Annotated in this window: 17 protein-coding genes and 1 CRISPR repeat array (1 of these 18 only partly in view); of the genes, 14 read left to right on the top strand and 3 right to left on the bottom strand. The window is 39.5% G+C overall.

All coding sequences use genetic code 11. The annotated features are described in order from the left end of the window. Positions 1-250: 250 nt before the first annotated feature. From H6G05_RS22000 to H6G05_RS21990, 3 genes are all read right to left on the bottom strand, one after another. On the bottom strand, positions 251-1,192 hold the full coding sequence (locus H6G05_RS22000) for a tyrosine-type recombinase/integrase (protein WP_190581587.1): 942 nt from the start codon (positions 1,190-1,192) through the stop codon (positions 251-253). Between the two features lie 12 nt (positions 1,193-1,204). Then, the gene (locus H6G05_RS21995) at positions 1,205-2,749 is read right to left on the bottom strand and encodes an AAA family ATPase (protein WP_190581585.1); all 1,545 of its coding nucleotides are present in this window, start codon (positions 2,747-2,749) and stop codon (positions 1,205-1,207) included. Between the two features lie 207 nt (positions 2,750-2,956). Continuing rightward, positions 2,957-3,814 (bottom strand): helix-turn-helix transcriptional regulator, encoded by an 858-nt coding sequence (locus H6G05_RS21990; protein ID WP_190581583.1) that lies wholly within the window; start codon positions 3,812-3,814, stop codon positions 2,957-2,959. 204 nt (positions 3,815-4,018) lie between these two features. On the opposite strand from H6G05_RS21990, the gene cas10d reads away from it, so the two are divergent. Genes cas10d through cas2 form a run of 14 tightly spaced genes read left to right on the top strand, consistent with a single transcriptional unit; the run spans position 4,019 to position 15,690 of the window. After that, positions 4,019-6,475: a type I-D CRISPR-associated protein Cas10d/Csc3 gene (gene cas10d, locus H6G05_RS21985; protein ID WP_190581581.1), complete on the top strand. Its 2,457-nt coding sequence runs from the start codon at positions 4,019-4,021 to the stop codon at positions 6,473-6,475. After that, positions 6,472-6,903, top strand: a complete 432-nt coding sequence (locus tag H6G05_RS21980; protein WP_190581578.1) for a hypothetical protein — start codon at positions 6,472-6,474, stop codon at positions 6,901-6,903. Before cas10d ends, H6G05_RS21980 begins: the two co-directional genes overlap by 4 nt. Continuing rightward, entirely contained in the window at positions 6,900-7,850 is a 951-nt protein-coding gene (gene cas7d, locus H6G05_RS21975) for a type I-D CRISPR-associated protein Cas7/Csc2 (RefSeq protein WP_190581576.1), read from the top strand. Before H6G05_RS21980 ends, cas7d begins: the two co-directional genes overlap by 4 nt. A gap of 3 nt (positions 7,851-7,853) precedes the next feature. Next, on the top strand, positions 7,854-8,645 hold the full coding sequence (gene cas5d, locus H6G05_RS21970) for a type I-D CRISPR-associated protein Cas5/Csc1 (RefSeq protein WP_190581573.1): 792 nt from the start codon (positions 7,854-7,856) through the stop codon (positions 8,643-8,645). Between the two features lie 4 nt (positions 8,646-8,649). Then, positions 8,650-11,034, top strand: coding sequence for a type I-D CRISPR-associated helicase Cas3' (cas3, locus tag H6G05_RS21965; RefSeq protein WP_190581571.1), 2,385 nt, complete (start codon positions 8,650-8,652; stop codon positions 11,032-11,034). 31 nt (positions 11,035-11,065) lie between these two features. Next, positions 11,066-11,215: a hypothetical protein gene (locus H6G05_RS21960; protein ID WP_190581569.1), complete on the top strand. Its 150-nt coding sequence runs from the start codon at positions 11,066-11,068 to the stop codon at positions 11,213-11,215. Then, positions 11,212-11,547 (top strand): DUF5674 family protein, encoded by a 336-nt coding sequence (locus H6G05_RS21955; protein ID WP_190581566.1) that lies wholly within the window; start codon positions 11,212-11,214, stop codon positions 11,545-11,547. Before H6G05_RS21960 ends, H6G05_RS21955 begins: the two co-directional genes overlap by 4 nt. Then, complete coding sequence (locus H6G05_RS21950) at positions 11,544-11,891, top strand: hypothetical protein (protein ID WP_190581564.1); 348 nt, start codon at positions 11,544-11,546, stop codon at positions 11,889-11,891. Before H6G05_RS21955 ends, H6G05_RS21950 begins: the two co-directional genes overlap by 4 nt. Before the next feature lie 51 nt (positions 11,892-11,942). Beyond that, positions 11,943-12,497: a Uma2 family endonuclease gene (locus H6G05_RS21945; protein ID WP_190581562.1), complete on the top strand. Its 555-nt coding sequence runs from the start codon at positions 11,943-11,945 to the stop codon at positions 12,495-12,497. 3 nt (positions 12,498-12,500) lie between these two features. Beyond that, positions 12,501-13,376 (top strand): CRISPR-associated endoribonuclease Cas6, encoded by an 876-nt coding sequence (gene cas6 / locus H6G05_RS21940; protein WP_190581560.1) that lies wholly within the window; start codon positions 12,501-12,503, stop codon positions 13,374-13,376. Positions 13,377-13,410: 34 nt separating this feature from the next. Further along, positions 13,411-13,770, top strand: coding sequence for a four helix bundle protein (locus H6G05_RS21935; protein WP_190581558.1), 360 nt, complete (start codon positions 13,411-13,413; stop codon positions 13,768-13,770). Between the two features lie 49 nt (positions 13,771-13,819). Beyond that, entirely contained in the window at positions 13,820-14,404 is a 585-nt protein-coding gene (cas4, locus tag H6G05_RS21930; RefSeq protein ID WP_190581556.1) for a CRISPR-associated protein Cas4, read from the top strand. Between the two features lie 5 nt (positions 14,405-14,409). Then, a complete protein-coding gene (gene cas1d / locus H6G05_RS21925; RefSeq protein WP_190581554.1) occupies positions 14,410-15,414 on the top strand; it encodes a type I-D CRISPR-associated endonuclease Cas1d in 1,005 nt (334 codons plus the stop codon). 3 nt (positions 15,415-15,417) lie between these two features. Beyond that, on the top strand, positions 15,418-15,690 hold the full coding sequence (gene cas2, locus H6G05_RS21920) for a CRISPR-associated endonuclease Cas2 (protein WP_190581552.1): 273 nt from the start codon (positions 15,418-15,420) through the stop codon (positions 15,688-15,690). A 267-nt stretch (positions 15,691-15,957) separates the two neighbouring features. Further along, positions 15,958-19,097: a CRISPR direct-repeat array (repeat unit 37 nt; unit sequence GATTCAAAGCCTCTGAAACCCTTTTAGGGATTGAAAC) (it continues 1,395 nt past the right edge of the window).

Below are 19,097 nucleotides of genomic sequence, written 5' to 3'. Positions count from 1 at the left end.
AATAATCATGACTGTAGATGTGCTTTTTCTTTTTCATCTACTTTAGGCAGTTTGTATCTCTTTTACTCTGCCTTTTTTCCTTTTTTAGTCTAAACTCCAGTCTTTTTTTGCTATAATATCAGCCCACGAAAGTGTGGCAACACTTTCTTCGTGGGTTAAAAACCAAACCCAGTAAGGGTTTTAAAAACACAAAATAGCATAGCCTTTTTGTGTTTTGGTATAACAAACGTCTGGAGTTTATCTAGTTCACCTAATCTAACCTCTCTGCCGCCTTCAAAAAAGCCCGTTTCGCCGCAATCTTATTCTTACGATTGGTATAACGCCTAAAACTTCTGACATCCCGATGTCGAGTTAACTCCATTGCCAAAGAAGGATCTAACTCATACTTCACAATCAAATTTGTCGCAAACGTATGTCGTCCCCGATGGGAATGCAAATCAATCCCCGTCTTCTCCGCCAAATCATCCATCACATGCCGAACACCCCAATAGGTCAACCGCTTACCCTGACTACGATTAGAGCAAGACACAAACAAAGCACTATCAGACAATAACTCCCCTTCTTGCTCCCTCCGCCAATCTAAATAAGCATCCAAATCCTGAATACCCAACTTCGTCAAAGGTACTTCCCCCTTACTATCCCACTTCGCCTCCTTAATCACCAATTCCCCATTCCCATAATCCTCAACATTCAACCGACAAACCTCCTCTGCTCTCAATCCATGCAACAAAATAGAAAACAAAGCCCGATCGCGTAACATCATTTTACTCAAAGCGATCGCTTCATAAATCCGCAACACCTCATCATCTTCTAGATCTTTTGCCACAGGATCAGTCAATCGCTCCTGCTGAATCCCAATCGTCGGATCGGCAACCACATATTCCGAAAGCAACATCCACCGATAAAACGATTTCAGAGTCCGCAGCACCCGATTTACGGAACTCAACGCTAACTCACGTTCCTTTAGCAAAAAAGTTTTAAATTGCGTCACTTTTCGCCGACTCACATCCACCCATGCCAGATCGCACCAATCCATAAATATCTGCAAATCTGCTTGATAAGCCTTACGACTCTTTGGCTGTAAAGACCTCGATGCTAAAAATTCATCAACTCTTGCTTGGCGCAAGTCTGTGGTGGCGATCGCTTTAGGCGGTTCACTGTAAATGACTAATATTGGCTCTGGTATTGACATAGCAAGCAGTCTTTAGCCTCGAATCACGATAATCTCACGCCCTGCGGGGCTAATGACATTCTCCGTCGTAGTCCGATCGCTTAGTGGCGGCAAACCAGAACGGCGATCGAAAATCACCAACCAACCTGTATCCAAACTCAACCCCGATAAATATTTATCCAATTGTGGCAATCCTTCTTTGAGCGGATCTGATTTCTTGTCTCGCCAAACTTTCAACTCCATACCCAAAGTCACTTTGCCATAGCGCAAACAAATATCCATTCTCCCCGAACCGATCGCATATTCCCTTTCCAGCGTCCCACCTCCATTAACGACTCGATGGAGAAAAGCCATCAGCACCAGATGTGGTGCAATTTCTGGATAGGGTGTACTTCCAAACAAAGGTTCCCCATGTTGCCGCCAGAATAATAAGAACGCTTCTAGCAAGCGATTGGGTAAAAATTCCCCTTGCTCGCTTAGCCAGATTGGTTGAACATATCCTATTGACGCAGTTGTTACATAGGCAAGCACTCTTGGTATGACTTCCTGATAAATAGGATTAGCAATAGTCAAACCATTTTCGTTAGTACAAAGTCCTAAATCTAAAACGTAGCGAATATCATCCTGTGGCACATCTGGCAGTTCCTGCCCAGCGAGAATAGGCTGAATCACTGCTCTGACTCGATCTTCTCTTAGTCTTTCCGCAAGGCTATCCAGATGCGTATCTTGTCTCTTAATGAGTATTTCCTTCGCTTGATTCACTAACTCAGCAGTAATGGGAATAGATGAATCTTTAGTAATATATTCAACAATTTCCTTAGCGATCGCATTGACTAACCAAGGCTGACCCTGTGTCAAATGAAAAGCTAAATCAACAGCTTCTGGCGTAAATATTTGTCCTGTAGCATCTGTATGTTGCTGATAAAGATTCCTCACATCCTTAAGAGTAAAATTACTCAGCGTGAAAGAGCGTACTTTGATATTAAAAGGGCTAGAGGTATTTAGGCGATCGCTCCCTCCTGATGCATATTTATAATCCCGAACATCTCGCATCCCTACCAAGGCAACTGACTGCGGAAATCCCTGTGGACGACGAGGAAACCCAGAGCGGATTTGTCGCAGGACTGAAACCAATGTCTCATCACTCAAAGCATCAATTTCATCCAAAAACACGGCTAGAGGACGCGATGATTCTTGTGACCATGCTGCCAAAAAAGCACCGATTTGACGACCTGATTCTCCTAAAATTCCATTACTTGGCTGTAACTCTGGTGGCAAATAAAATCTAATCGCATCCTGCCATTCATCTAATATGGCTCTCTCTGCCAACTCAGGATCGTGAGAAAATACTGCTCCCACTTCCAAAGACAACATCACAGACGTATATTGCCCGCTAGATGTTAACTCCTTTGCCAGCGAAATCATTGCTGTAGTTTTACCCACTTGTCTTGGCGCATGGAGGACAAAATAATTCCGCTGCGAAATTAGATTGACTAACTCAGGCAACCGCCCTGTAGATGGCAATATGTAATGAATATCAGCCTGACAAGGACCAGCAGTATTAAACCATTTTTGCATGACGACAACTAACAAAGCAAATACCCCTTCAATATATAACAACGCGCCAAGCAAACTCCTGAAACCTTGAAAACACGTTAGCAATACCAAGTATTTATACTCATTCACATAAATTTAATGGCAAATAATTGATGATTATTTGCTCTAAGATGTTTCTGTGACAATTAGAGTTCAATAGGATTGTTTTTTTAATGAATGATTGACAAATCAATCACTTGAATATTTGAGGTATAGAGATCGCACTTTTGCTTTGAACTTTTCACGCACATCATCAGGTTCAAGAATTTCGCAATCTTCGGCATAGGGCATAATTTCGCGATAGAACCAAAAAGTACTGCTAACTGTACGGCTAATTTGGCGAATGGGGTAATCATTTAGCCAAATATCATCGACATCATCTTTTTTCGGTTTGTAGGCAAAGGCGAGTTTGCCTGAAAGTTGGAAGGTGACAGTAATTTGAGCAAGTTGCGATCGCCATTTACCTTGAATTGGGGTAATTGCGGCTTCGGTAGGGATGCGATCAATCCTGAGACAGCGATTGTGTCTGAGGGATTCGATGTCATCGCTTCCTGTTGTTTCTTCACACCAACAATCAAGGTAGAGCCGTTTGTCGTGGGGGCTGATTTTGGCATGATAGATTGAGAATTCATGGGGGTGATCGGCGGCATCTCGATAGATCAACCGAAAGGGTTGATTTTGTTTGATATATCGATCTAGTACTTGTCGCCAAATTTCGGGAGGTTTGTCTAAAAATCGCTCAATGTCTCGACGTAATGGTGTAGTGATTTCGCTACGTTCTAGCAATAAGTTGGCGATCGCTTTGGCAAGCTCGATTTCACCGTAGTCGATTAATAGTCCCCAAGTAAGATTTAGGGCTTCAATGAGATCGCTTGACCAGTCATTATTTTTTGAGATTTGAATTTGCTTACGGGCGATCGCTTCGACTAGTTTGGAGATGTTGGGACGATCGCCCCATTTCATGCCCAGTTCGAGGGCTATTTCCTCTAACTGGGTTTTGTCGCGATCAGATATAGATAATGTGATTGATTCACCTTTACGTCCCATTGATTATTTTGTACGTACATTTTGCACGTTTAAGCTCTTGTTTACTTTAATTATCTGTGTAAGAATAGGCAAAAGCAACAAGTTAAGTACAAATTAATTTGGCGATCACGCTTTCAGATATTTATGAGGATGTGAAGTTATAAAAACAGACTTTAAAATAAATCAGTAACTGAAATTTGTAAAAATACTTTAGAGGATAAAATTATGTCAGACAGTGAATTGCTTGAATTTCTGGGAATAGAAGAACGTCCTGTACTATCTCTTTTTATTGAAGAGGTAGCTAATAAAGGTCTGCAACAATATCAAAAAGTAGTTCAGTACGGGGTTCATAAAGGGCAATCACTTTACAACCATGTTGTATCTGGAGTTTTCCTAATTCATTCTTTACAAGAAATTTTAAATCTCTCATCTATTGACCTCAAAGTTCTAACTATTGCGTTTTGCGTTCATGACATCAATAAAACTTATCAAGGAGCTGAGACAAGCTATGGCAAAATTGCTGTGCCTAAAAATGTAGTTCAGGAAATCGAGAAAATTGGATTTGATGTTTTTTTAGAAGATTGGAGAGATTTCATTGAGGATATAACTGAGTTAATTCGTGGTCATTCAGGACATAACAGTGTTCGTGGTGATTCTTTAGATCGCCGTTCTGATCCTACCAAACTGGGGAAAAGAAGACTAACAGAGCTAGATGAAATTATTAGAGCTGCTGATGTTGCTGATTTATCCCAAAGCTATTCAGAGCGTAAACACAAGCGAGCTTTTTTAAGTCATTTGAATAGATTTACAGTGCAGCAATATCAGCTTGTTGCTCATCAAATAACGGAGCAAAGAGGAATATTAACTAATATAATTCACAACCAAGTTTCTGAATTTTTACAAGAAAAATTTAATGCTTTGCCAATATTTTTATATCCCCAAGGAACTCATTACCTCGCTCCTGTAGGTTTGGATTTGACTTTAACCAATCAAGATCGTCTTACTATTAGCCAAGGAGTAGAACAAAAAGTTCATCAAATGAAAGCCGAAGAATATGGAAAATTTATCAAAGCTGGAAATCAGGGAATTAAGATTGATGGTGAAGTTTTAGAACTAGGACTGACATACGATGAAATATTTGCTTATGTCAACACATTAATTCAGAGAAAGAGCTACAAAGTTGATGAACTTGAACAGGCTTACCGTAATAAACTATCAGAAACACTTAAAGATCCTAAATCTCTTCACCAAGAAGTAATTCAAGAGTGGTTACAGAAGCCGAGGATACTTCCTCAAGATCAAGATTTAATGAGACTTGGAGAATTATTGAGAACATTTTATATCTTTTTAAGTAAGCATTGTAAGCAGTCTCTAATTAGTAAAAACAGAGAATTCAGTAATCCTTGGAAATATTTGAATTTATTGTTGGAAATTGAAAATTCAGACAGATATGATGTATTTGATCAGAATTTTCATCGTTCTTATGTAGTTGCCCAATATCTTGAAAATATTACATATGATTATCTTTTGGGATTAATTTCTCAAGAATTAGATAATTTAATGAATAATGAAAAACAAGAACAGCTAGAAACTATAACTCAGGAAACATCTTTAAATAGTCATATAGCTACTTATGTGATTAACAATCTCTCTTTTGATTTTGACAATTTTTCAATTCAAGATTTTTCCCAAAACTTTCAAACATATTGCCAAGATCGTAACAGACAGTCTTGTTATGCCAGTTCAAGTTTTTCAGCATCAAAATGGATGTCCCCAAGTGTACTCAAAGGAATTAAAGTACAGCAGTTCTCAAATAGACTACTAGCAGGTAGCCAAAGCGAACCAAAAAGATACATTGATCCTATTGTTCAACAACAATTTTCAATTGAAAAATTGAATTATATATCTGGTGGGGACAAATCTCTTTACCTCCACCTAATGCCATACTCTTTTATGACTGCTCCATTTATCGAAAGCTTCAAATCTCTTTTTCAGAAGCTAAGTAAGATCGATGTTTCAGCAGTTAGTTTATCTGTTAAAGAAGCGATACAGTTTTTTAGTAATCAAAAATATTGTGTATTGCCAATTAAGCATCAAAAAGCTGGAGGTATTCTAGTGCCAAAATTTTCTGATCTAGTAGGAAACGTAATTTCATTACCATTAAATCCTCTTGGCAATAATCAAACAGAAAAATATTTGAATGCCATTGAGTATGCTTTGCTGTTATACAAACACTTTGGAGTCAAAATTTTATTGTCTGAACTAGCTTTTCCGATTATGAATTTAACTGAATCACAAGAAATAGACATTTTCTTGGATGGTGTCCCTTCTTTACTAAGAGGATTAGTTCCATCAGAAAACTTATATTTCTGTCGTGACAAAAATACAGAACCTTTAGGATCTGGAGATATACTCTGGCAAAGATTACACGCTATTCGAGAAATGTGTGATTTACTTTGGCTTAATGAAACAAAAGAGAATGAATTGGTGGCTGTGGCGGAAGCATTTTCTGGAGGTGAAGGGCAGATCTTTTTTGTAGTAGATCGCTTGATCGAAAAAAAAGCTGCTCATATAAGTAAAAGGAGTAAACAAGGTATTGATAAAGACTCTGCCGCCAGAGGTCTAACAAGAAAGCTCAAAACATGGATGGATCAAATTGTTATGTCAGGGAGTAACGTATGAGTACAAATAAACCCATTGCTTCAATGGTCATCAAAAAGATGGCAGCTATTGCTTGGAAGGCAAAAATTAAAGGAAAAGGATTAAAACGAAGTCCTCTTCTGATGCCTATCAACGAAGTTTTTGATCATTTAAGGAGGCAACAACAATTATTAGATCTTGATACTTTGCAAGCAGCGATTGTCACTGAGATTTTCACTTATTTGGAGAGAATTCACGATCCCACAAAACCACAATTTAAGCCTGGACGTGAAAAACGTCTGAGGGTTGAAGAATTTGTCGATTGCTTTTTTGTAGACCTTTTACAAGGTATCTATGGAGGTAAGCTTTCTAAACTGATGCCAGATGAAAAAATCATCAAAGCCGCTTACTTGTTTTATATCAGAAACGAAATCACGCCTAAAGAAGAAACAGACGAGGAAAATGTATGAGTATTTTACAGCAACCCAAGTATTCCAAATTTTTGCTTGACCACCATGCTGATTATCCCACTGGTCGGTATGTCAATCTAATCATTATTCGTAAAACTCAGTCAGAAGCAATTTTTCGTACTGAGGGTAGTGGCGAGCCATTATGTCGAGAATTTGTTCAAGCTGGAGTCAAAAAGCGACAGACCGATCCAATTCAACGAGTAGTCATAACCAAGAGAAAGCAAACGGCTGTTGAGAGACGGACTGGACGTGAAGATCTTCGCAAGAATAATTTACCATGCTTGAACGAAGATGGTACTGTTGTCGATTCTTCCATTGACGCTTATTTGTATGGTTTTGCAGTTGGTCAAGGTGGAGCTAGAAGATCGAGAGTAATTACAGAAGATGCTTTTTCGGTTTTATCCACAGGTCAAGTTTTAGACAGACGGACTTCTAACGCTCTGTATGAAACAGGCACAATGAGAGATATTTCAGGCAAAGCTTCTGAGAGCTTGTTTAATAGTGAGTATGTACGTCCAGAAACCCATTTTCTAGATATTGAAACCCTCAAAGATGTCACTCCTGATGAGCTATTTTATGTTCTAGGAAACATTTTGCGTTCCAGCCGCTATGGAGCGATCGCTACTCGTATCGGCAAGGTGAAAAACACAATTGCTCAGATTATCTTTAGTGATACAGAAATTTTCAGCACGTTGGAACTAACTCAAGGTGTCTATGATGTTTTGACACAACACAAACCAGAAGATGAACCTGATTTCCCTCTATCTGATGATGTTCTACAACAAGCTACTCTCGGTTATTCTGAAGAACTTATTCAAAATGTAATTGGACGTTATGAGGTTCTTCCTCAAGATGAATTAAATACACTCCTCAATGAGGTCAAAGAAATTTATCAAGATCCGCAGTCTTTCTTTGAGCGTTTGTCTAATTCATATGGGGATATTTAAACTATGTTGGTTTACCATTGCAAGTTGACTTTACTAGAAAACACTTTTTTTGCTAGTCGAGAAATTAACGATCTCTACTTAACAGAACCACTTGTCGGAAATTATGCTCTAACCTACGCTCTTGGATTAGCACAATCTCCATACAAAAATACTGGTGAGATTTACTACTATGAGCATCTAAGTAGTCTAAATGAGCAGGGAATATATGTTACTCCTGCAACAATCCCACCGAATGAAGAAGCTAAGTTTTCATTCTCACAGTTCAACTCTGTACCAGATACATATTGGTTTGCTATGGGCAAAAACTGCCTTGTACAGCGCCCCAGTGGTCATAAAATGGTCTTGAGTTCGCAGAAGGTTTGGACTCGGATTGACAAACAAACTGGAGAACAAAAAAAACATGAAAAAGCTGTTAATTATCCTCAAGTAGGATTCATTAAAGCGATGAGAATTAACACTGTACTGGATTTTTTCGTGATTTCTCAGAATGACTTGACTATTCCTCGGTATATTAGGCTGGGAAAATTTATGAGTAAGGCACGAGTAGATACTACTATCCATAAAAATCCGCAAATTGAAAGTAAACAGTCTCAGTTTACTAATTTCCTTCTTAATCCTTTAGACCTACCCACAGGAGTAGAAGTAGCAAGCTATGACACCTATAGTATTCATCCAGTTCCTTTAATTCGGAATTCATTTCTAACTTGTGATTTCTTCCAGCTATCTAAAGATTTGTGGTTGCCAGCAGGAATGAAATTTGGTGTCGAATGTTTACGACCTCAATCAACAATCTAAACACATGAAAACAATAGAGATAGAACTTGAGCCACACTATGAACTGTTAGCAGATTTGTCTGAAGTTTCAGGACGAATTCTTGCGTGTGTTAGTAGCCCTTTAGATCATCAAGTCAAAACTTGTCAGTTTCAGAAAGATTATGACCTAGTTTTAAATACATTTCCTACTGGAACAGGTAAAACTAAAGCTGCACTATTTCACTTATTGAATAATCCAAAAGCAAAAACTCTATTTATTGCACCAACAAATGAATTAATCGATCAGCACTATGAAGATGTTCAAGAATTTGTCAAAAATTCTAAATTGGAACATCTTGTCTGCAAAGCTGATGCAAGAGCAATTCGAGCGATAGATCCCGAAAATGAACTACATCGACAGGGAGAGAGATTTTATCGGCTTATAACTAATCCTTTAGAATTTGCGGAACAATTAGGAATTCCAGAAGAAGAGAGAGCTTTACGAAGACCTATCATTCTTGTGACTAATCCTGATCTGTTTTATTACAGTCTTTATGCTTGTTATAGCAGATTGGATAAGCGTAACCTTTTTGAAACAATATTTGCATCTTTTGAATACATCATTATTGATGAATTTCATTACTATAATGCAAAACAATTAGCTAATTTTCTTTTTTTCTTGGCGCTATCTCTCGATTTTGGATACTTTCAACATGAAAACCGAAAAATATGTTTGCTTTCGGCAACACCAGACGAACAAGTATACAAATATCTAGATAGATTAAGTAGTCAGGGGCTTCAGTGGAAAGAAGTTGCTCCTATTCAGGTTGACTCAAATCATTCTAGAGCTATAAGAACTTTAGCGCCTGTAAAATTACAATTCTGTGAATCGGATGATTTAGATAACTATCTAAGTTTAAAAGCATCTGAGATAAAACATCGTATCCAAAACTCTCTAGATGGTGCATTAATTAGTTATTCTCTCATTGACGTTAATCGAGCAGTTGGGCATTTAAAAAAATGTGGTCTGGATGCTGAGCAAGACTTTGGCAGAATTACAGGAGCAGTTTCTCGAAAGGAACGTAAACAATCAGCTAAAAAGCCATTAATTGTTGCTACTCCAACTGTAGATATCGGTTATAACTTTGTCAAACAGACTAAGACTCGACAGAATTTAGACTTTGTAGTTTTTACAGCAAAATATGCTGATGAGTTTTGGCAACGCTTGGGAAGAACAGGACGTGTTCTTGGCAAACCTCAAAATGATATACAGTCTGAATCTATTGCTTTAGTTTCATCTGAAATATTTGCTAAGTTGCAGAATCAGTTGAAAACTAACTCTTCTTTATCTAGAAAGCAATTAAAAAACTTATTGCTATCGCCTAGTTTGAGTGTTTTTCCTCAAAAACCTTTTCTAAATGAATACATAAGCTCGTATTCAGTCCTTGAGTCGTTCCGCCCACTATACGAACTCAGGCAACAAACTAGGTCAGAAGAGCGTATCCAAGAGGTGTTTGAGAGAGTTAGAGAAATATTTGCACCCAATAGTAAAAGAGGGTATCGCTACTATGTAGGCAGTATTGCAAGATTTAATTCTTTGCAAGCTGCTAAAAACAATGAAAATTATAGCGATCAGTTAGTTCGTGAGTTTTTAAATAGTGTCTTATTTTGGATGAACAAAACGAATCAGGTTGATGAAAATCTTTTTGCTTCATTTAAAAAAGCATTGAAAGAGAAAAAAAGTAACTCTATTAATCAAATAAAAAACTATACCCTCGAAGAATATTATGCTTTACAAAGCTTGTTTAGTTTTAGAGATTCTTTTCAATCATTATCTTGTGCAGTTTACGATCCTCATAATGTGATTTCTGATTGCGATCCAGTAGTTTATTACGATCTATTTCATTTGCTCAAATATTACAATTTACGTTGGTATAAATCACACAAAGAATTTCTAACGTCTTTTAGTGATGGTATTTATGTAAATGAATCTGATCTTTATTGCCAAGTAACTAGCTATAAAGAAAAAGAAGAAAGCTTAATCATTTCATTTGCTTTGGAGACTCAGCATGAAAAAGAATTATTTAATCGGCGCTACTGCGACAAACCAATTGCTATAAATGGTCTAAAAATAATAGCTACTAAGAAAAAAGATCAATCTTCATTGTCACTTTCTCCAAGCCTTACAGATGCGATAAAAGAACAATATATTACTTGTCTTTTATTTCCAGAGCAAGGAGGTGCTTTAGGAGAAATACAAGGTAAAACAAGAAATATGCAGACTAGCTATCCTTTAATTGCAGTTACTTTTCCAGATTCTAAAGTCGTTAAATATCATGCAGTTATAGGAACTAATGCTTATATTTTAGGTTCGAGAATTCAAAGATATCTTTATGCACTAGAGAAAAAATTAGAATATTGGATTGTCTAAATACAGGATTTATTTCGGGGAATAAAAAACTATGACTATTCAAGAACTATGCGATATTGAAGCCCAAGACCTTACAAAAGATTTAGGCTACAGCTTTGAGCGTAAATGGTTGAACCTCTCACAATATAGAGGTGACCTAGATCGCATTCTACAAATAAATTTAAAACAGGAGGATAAATGATTTACTTAATTCGCGATCGCGCTACTAAAGAACAAATTGACGAAATGCTGCAAGAACTTGGTGAATATATCAAGTTAGCCGTCGATATTGAACGTGGAATTTTAGCAGGTGGCGGTGAATTTCATGCTGACTGTGAGAGCGTTTTGCTAGAAGATGGTAGTGAACAACAAAATATTTGGGGAGCCGATTGGTATCCAGATGCTCAAGAGGTAACTTATGAATCTCTAATTAATATTCGTCCAAAACAGGGTAATAGAACACTAGAGGTTCTAATTCCAGACGTTCGTGTAAAAATCGAAGAAATTGCCAAAAATCTATTGAGTAACCTATGAAAGATTGGAATACATTAAAAGCAAGATATTTAAGTGATTTGCTCCCCAACCGTTTAGGTGGACTATCAGCAAATCTAGCTCGAATCAAAACCTTGACAGGTAAGGCAATCAGCCAAAATACTATTGAATACTTGATCAGAGAAAGCAAGTTTTTCATCGAATGGACAGCTAGTGATGCTGACATCGACACGGCTGGCGAACTCGTGGAATTACAGATTCAGCTTGCATTGTGGCAATTGCGCTGGACAAAAATCTGGGCAGATCCAGCACAACGCATGGAAGTTGCAGCACAAGCACAGATCTGGTCAGATCGGATTTTAGAGCGATCGGGACTTTTGGATTAGGAGCGATTAGCTGTTAGCTGTGAAATAGAATATATTTTAAGGATATGGCAAATGCTTGCTAGACACCCAGACCTAACCTACTCAGAATATCTCGCCTACGAACAAACTAGCCTCACTAAGCATGAGTTTGTAAATGGACAAGCTTTTGCAATGGCTGAGGAAGATGAAAATCATAATTTGATTGTTGGCAATTTAGTTGGTTGTATCCATCCACATTTGCGCGGTACTGGCTCTCGGTTGTTAGCTCTAGCGATGAAACTCACGATCGCCTCGGCAAATAACGCCACCTACTACCCTGACGTGATGGTAGTTTGCGATCGCACTGATAGCGATCCCTATGTCAAGCAAAAACCTTGTCTCTTAATCGAAGTTCTATCTCCTTCCACAGCCATGCTAGATCGGCGAGAAAAGCTTTTCAACTATCAGAAATTGGAAACTTTGCAAGAATACGTCTTAGTTTCTCAGTCTGAAATCAAAGTAGAACTCTATCGCCGTGATCCTGAAGGTTGGTTAGTCCAATCCTTAAGTGTGGGAGAAATCTTACAGTTGCAGTCAATTGATTTAGCGATCGCCCTTTCAGATATTTATGAAGATGTCGAGTTATAGAATATGCCCCATAGTCTCGTTGTAAATTTCATGCCGAAAACGCCGATTTATCCTGAATACCTAACAGGACGGCATATTCATGCACTTTTTTTAACCTTAGTTAGTTCTGTAGATAAAGAATTAGGCGATCGCCTGCATGGTGAAAAAGCGAATAAAGGATTTGGGTTGAGTCCAATTCAATTGGCGGTTAGCTATGATAGGAACTTGAATAAACCACAACTAAAGAAAGCTAACAGCCAACAGCTAAAAGCTAAAAGCCTCTCTTGGCATCATCAAGAAATCTCTCCCTCAACTCCCTGCTGGTGGCGCATCTCCCTTTTAGATGAAGTTCTCTTTAGCAAACTCACAGGTCTATGGCTCAATCTTAACCCCGATCGCGCTTTTCATCTCGGTTCCGCCGACCTCTATATCACCAGTATTCTTGGCACACCTCAATCGAGTCAGCCATGGTCAAATTTTGCGACCTATCAACAAATTTTTGATCGCGCTTCCGAAACTGAACGAAACATTACCTTTCACCTCGCCACTCCCACCGCTTTCCGTCAGGGTAAATATGATTCGCCATTGCCAACTCGCGACAATGTATTTAAAAGTCTATGCGATCGCTGGAATACCTACAGCGAAATCCCCATCAGTCCCGAAATTATCGAATATATCTTTCCTAGCCGTTTTGAGATTAAAACAGAAGTAGTCAAAAACTATGACACCCATAGTTTTATCGGTTGTGTTGGCGAAATTGGCTATCGGATTCTCGGTGATGCCTCACCAGAGACAATCAAACAAATTAACGCTCTAGCAGATTTTGCGATGTTCGCAGGAATTGGAAGGAAGACGACGATGGGGATGGGAATGGTTAGGCGGGTAATTGGTAGTTGGTAGTTGGTAATTGGTAATTGGTGATTGGTGATTGGTTATGGGTAGACCTGATTTTGAGGATTTGGAAGTTTATCAGTTGGCAGAAAGTTTGGCTAATGAGGTATGGGATATGGTGAGTTTGTGGGATCAGTTTGCTAAAGATACTGTGGGCAAACAAATTGTGCGATCGGCAGATAGTGTTTGCGCGAATATTGCCGAAGGACGAGGAAGAGGAAGTTTAAAAGACAATCAAAGATTTATCAGAATTGCAAGAGGTTCACTCTATGAAACAACCAGTTGGCTCAGACTAGCTTACCGCCGCAAACTTCTAAAACCCGAACAAGTCCAAAAACTTAAATCCATTCTAAACCCACTACTCCCAAAACTCAACGCCTACCTAAACTCCCTAAATAGATAAGAAAGAAAAATAATCACCCATCACCAATTACCAATTACCAATCACCATCATGGAACCAATCCCCATCGCCGCTTTAAACCAATATGCCTATTGCCCTCATCGGTGCTGGCGGATGTTTTGTGCGGGGGAGTTTGTGGAAAATCATTTCACAATTGAGGGGACGGATTTACATCAGCGCGTGCATACAGTTGGCGAAAATCAACGAGAGGAGACTTGGCAAATCAGAGCGATCTGGCTGAAGTCGGAACAATATGGCTTGATTGGCAAATCAGATTTGATTGAAGAAGTTGATGGCAATCTCTATCCCATTGAATATAAACGTGGACATAAAGGTGAGTGGGATAACGATGCGATGCAAGTTGTGGCTCAAGCGCTCTGTTTAGAAGAGATGACGGGAAGAAGCATTGCTAAGGGATATGTTTATTATGCTCAAACGCACCAAAGACAGGAGATTGAGATTACGGCTGAGTTGCGAAAAGAGGCGATCGCAATGATTACCGAAATCACACAAATGATGGAGACTGGCAAGATGCCTCCTGCAATCTATGACAATCGCTGTAAGGGTTGCAGCCTGTTTACTCAGTGTGTACCGATGGCGAAGGAAAAGGTTAGTAAATATAAGGAAGGAGCTTAAAAGCAATGGGAACGGTTTATGTAAGTCAGGATGACTCGTTTATTGGCAAGACCGATGAACGCTTAACGGTAAAGGCTGAGAAAAAGCAAATCCTAGATATTCCACTAATCAAAATTGATGGGTTGGTAATCCTCGGTCGGGCGACAATTTCACCTGCGGCAGTGATGGAACTGCTAGAGCGAAAAATCCCGATGTCCTTCATGACTGGAACAGGGCGCTTTTTGGGGCGTTTAGAACCTGAGCTAACTAAAAATATTTTTGTAAGGCGATCGCAGTGGAATGCAGCAGGAGAAACTCCGAAGGCGATCCATATAGTGCAAGCTTTTGTGCGCGGTAAGTTAAAGAATTATCGTGCGTCATTGATGCGGCATCTGCGGGATTATCCTGATAATGATTTACAGAAAGCGATTAATGCTCTCGAACAGGCGATCAATTCGATTAGTCTGCATCAGGAAATTCCTAGTTTGCGGGGTGTGGAAGGACATGGCAGCGCTGTCTATTGGCAAGCCTTCCCGAAATTAATTCGTGCCGATGGTTTTAGCTTTACGACTCGCAACCGCCGCCCACCGACTGATCCTGTAAATGCAATGTTGAGTTTTGGCTATTCTCTATTACGTCATGATGTACAGGGGGCGCTAAATATTGTCGGTTTCGATCCCTATCTTGGTTATTTGCATACGGAGCGTTATGGTCGTCCCAGTCTTGCCCTCGATCTGATGGAGGAGTTTCGCCCCTTGATTGTTGATGCGATCGTTCTGTCGGCAATTAATCGTAAGGCGATCGCGCCTAAAGATTTTACTGCTGAGCCTTTGAGTAAGGCAATTTCTCTGTCTAATGAAGCGAGAAAAGTATTTTTGACGCTGTACGAGCAGAAGAAACAGTCAGAATTTAAGCATCCTGTGATGGGGCGTAAATGTACTTATCAGGAGGCGTTTGAGCTTCAGGCTAGGCTGTTGGCTAAGTATCTAATGGATGAGACGGATAAGTATCCTCCTTTGGTTTTGAAATAAATTATGTTCCTAGTCATCTCCTACGATATTTCTGAAGATAAGCGCCGTACTAAGATTCATAAGATTCTCAAATCCTATGGGCAATGGATGCAGTTTAGTGTGTTTGAGTGTGAGCTGACGGATGCTCAATATGCAAAATTGCGATCGCGTTTGAGTAAGCTAATCAAGCCTGATGAGGATAGTATCCGTTTTTATATGCTATGTGCTTGCTGTCAGCCTAAAATAGAACGTATTGGAGGTGAACAGGTGCGAGATAATACAATATTTTTCGCTTGATTTCTAGTTCATTAGTTGCGCGAGTTGGTGGATGTTTTTTAATAGTATGCAGTTTGGTGTTTTACAAGTCTTGGCTGGTATGTTTTTGATGGCGATCGGGCGAGTTTGTCGGTTCGCGCAGGGCTGGAATATGTTGGTAAATATAGCTTTTTATTGGCTGGTGCAAGTTGTAAATCCTGTTCAGCAAGTCCAAATCTGCTACAATTTGTATGCTTCGCGCAAATGCACCTTGAAAATTAAATATGATATGCTTCATAAGCGCGGGCGGATTCAAAGCCTCTGAAACCCTTTTAGGGATTGAAACGTATCTAGAGCCTTCGTCTAACCAGTCGAATTTCTCGATTCAAAGCCTCTGAAACCCTTTTAGGGATTGAAACCAATGATCTCCAATTTGAATGCCATGGGCGAAGAAGATTCAAAGCCTCTGAAACCCTTTTAGGGATTGAAACGCATAATGCCACTCGCTTGCTTGGCGGATGTGCGCGATCCGATTCAAAGCCTCTGAAACCCTTTTAGGGATTGAAACAAACTGAGTATTAGAAGCAATTAAGGCGATAATCGGATTCAAAGCCTCTGAAACCCTTTTAGGGATTGAAACACGAAACTTGCCCCTGTGGTGACATGGATGTTTATGATTCAAAGCCTCTGAAACCCTTTTAGGGATTGAAACTTTACCGTTTGACCCTTCACCTTGCATGAGTAATGGATTCAAAGCCTCTGAAACCCTTTTAGGGATTGAAACCATCTTGTACCAAGGATATGGAAGATAGGATTAAAGATTCAAAGCCTCTGAAACCCTTTTAGGGATTGAAACAAAAGGTTCGCCCAACTGCCTCTTGAGAGACTTGTGATTCAAAGCCTCTGAAACCCTTTTAGGGATTGAAACAGATTCGTACTTTTTGATAGCCATATTACTCAATGGATTCAAAGCCTCTGAAACCCTTTTAGGGATTGAAACAACTGTACGGTGGTGACTCTGACGGGGGTTGCACGATTCAAAGCCTCTGAAACCCTTTTAGGGATTGAAACACATCTTCATTAGGGAAAGGCGACACAAATACGCGATTCAAAGCCTCTGAAACCCTTTTAGGGATTGAAACCGCTAACGATGGCGGCGCTATGGAAAAATTGAGAACGATTCAAAGCCTCTGAAACCCTTTTAGGGATTGAAACCTACTACCACCATACTAAGCGATGCAGACACGAAGTGATTCAAAGCCTCTGAAACCCTTTTAGGGATTGAAACTACAGAAAACTAGCTGAACATGGCAAACATTGGCAGATTCAAAGCCTCTGAAACCCTTTTAGGGATTGAAACAAAGAAAGTGATTGATGACGATTACTTCTAAACTGATTCAAAGCCTCTGAAACCCTTTTAGGGATTGAAACGCAGATTCTCCCAAAGACTTGTAATCAATCACCATAGGATTCAAAGCCTCTGAAACCCTTTTAGGGATTGAAACAAAAAAGGGCGCTATAGATATCGTGTATTGATTAGATTCAAAGCCTCTGAAACCCTTTTAGGGATTGAAACACGACAGCTACAACGACGCTCACAGCAGCTATAAGATTCAAAGCCTCTGAAACCCTTTTAGGGATTGAAACTTATTGGAGCTAGTCCATCCGCGATATTGAACATGGTAAGATTCAAAGCCTCTGAAACCCTTTTAGGGATTGAAACGTGCTAAAAACGCTCTTGCTTTGCGAAATACAAGATGATTCAAAGCCTCTGAAACCCTTTTAGGGATTGAAACTGCCAATTTCTGCGATCGCAAAGTACCACCCTCAGCGATTCAAAGCCTCTGAAACCCTTTTAGGGATTGAAACATTAACGGTATCCTCGGCATGATTGCACTAATATCGATTCAAAGCCTCTGAAACCCTTTTAGGGATTGAAACTACTAGCGGTTTGGTGCGTAGTGGCGGTGGGACTGATTCAAAGCCTCTGAAACCCTTTTAGGGATTGAAACGCTCAACTTAGGAAGGATAGAGAAGACTTTGAGAAGATTCAAAGCCTCTGAAACCCTTTTAGGGATTGAAACCGTAGTAGGGACGAAGTATTCACCAAGCTTGCCGAAGATTCAAAGCCTCTGAAACCCTTTTAGGGATTGAAACAATGCCAGAAAAGATGACTTCACAAAGCGATTAGGGATTCAAAGCCTCTGAAACCCTTTTAGGGATTGAAACAAAACGTTCCCATTTACATTTGGGGTATAACCTTTGATTCAAAGCCTCTGAAACCCTTTTAGGGATTGAAACTTTTATACGACCGCTACCCAACTTTGTTCAGGTTTGATTCAAAGCCTCTGAAACCCTTTTAGGGATTGAAACGGGTATAGCGGTACTTCAAAAGCATTACGCACACTGATTCAAAGCCTCTGAAACCCTTTTAGGGATTGAAACATCAAAGGCGAGCTTCGATGCTTGCTGATTTGCCTGATTCAAAGCCTCTGAAACCCTTTTAGGGATTGAAACGGATCGGGGCTAGGTTTGCGCCCTGCCCCTTTGGGGATTCAAAGCCTCTGAAACCCTTTTAGGGATTGAAACATGATTAACAACTATTTAGAAATACTGAAATACTGATTCAAAGCCTCTGAAACCCTTTTAGGGATTGAAACTTTGCTTCCGTTAATCTTAATTTGATATCATCTCGATTCAAAGCCTCTGAAACCCTTTTAGGGATTGAAACGCTGGTGTGCCAAGCAAGGAGAAATTGCAGCCATTGATTCAAAGCCTCTGAAACCCTTTTAGGGATTGAAACATCCATGGTAAAAGTTTATTAACTAAGCAACTTAGATTCAAAGCCTCTGAAACCCTTTTAGGGATTGAAACAGAGATCTTCACCGATTCAGGGACTTGATTACAGCGGATTCAAAGCCTCTGAAACCCTTTTAGGGATTGAAACGTGGCTGAGGCGCAGTCGAAGCGCGCTCGTATTGCTGATTCAAAGCCTCTGAAACCCTTTTAGGGATTGAAACATTTGATGACCCTAGCCTATGGGCTCTCCGATATTGATTCAAAGCCTCTGAAACCCTTTTAGGGATTGAAACAAGGTGATCCTTTAAGTTGATCCTGTGGTGGATCGATTCAAAGCCTCTGAAACCCTTTTAGGGATTGAAACACGGGTGATGATTGGATCTTTGATGTTTACAATCGATTCAAAGCCTCTGAAACCCTTTTAGGGATTGAAACTTGAGCTGTAAACCTCAAAATCTTGAATCTCCGTTGGATTCAAAGCCTCTGAAACCCTTTTAGGGATTGAAACTCACTACTTCCAACGGGATAGACGTTTTTGATGCTGGATTCAAAGCCTCTGAAACCCTTTTAGGGATTGAAACCACATTTGTGGACGCTACAGTCGCCTTAATCCGATGATTCAAAGCCTCTGAAACCCTTTTAGGGATTGA

It is taken from the genome of Phormidium tenue FACHB-1050, assembly GCF_014696925.1.
Classification (GTDB): domain Bacteria; phylum Cyanobacteriota; class Cyanobacteriia; order Pseudanabaenales; family Pseudanabaenaceae; genus Pseudanabaena.
This window is presented reverse-complemented; position numbering and strand designations above follow the sequence as displayed.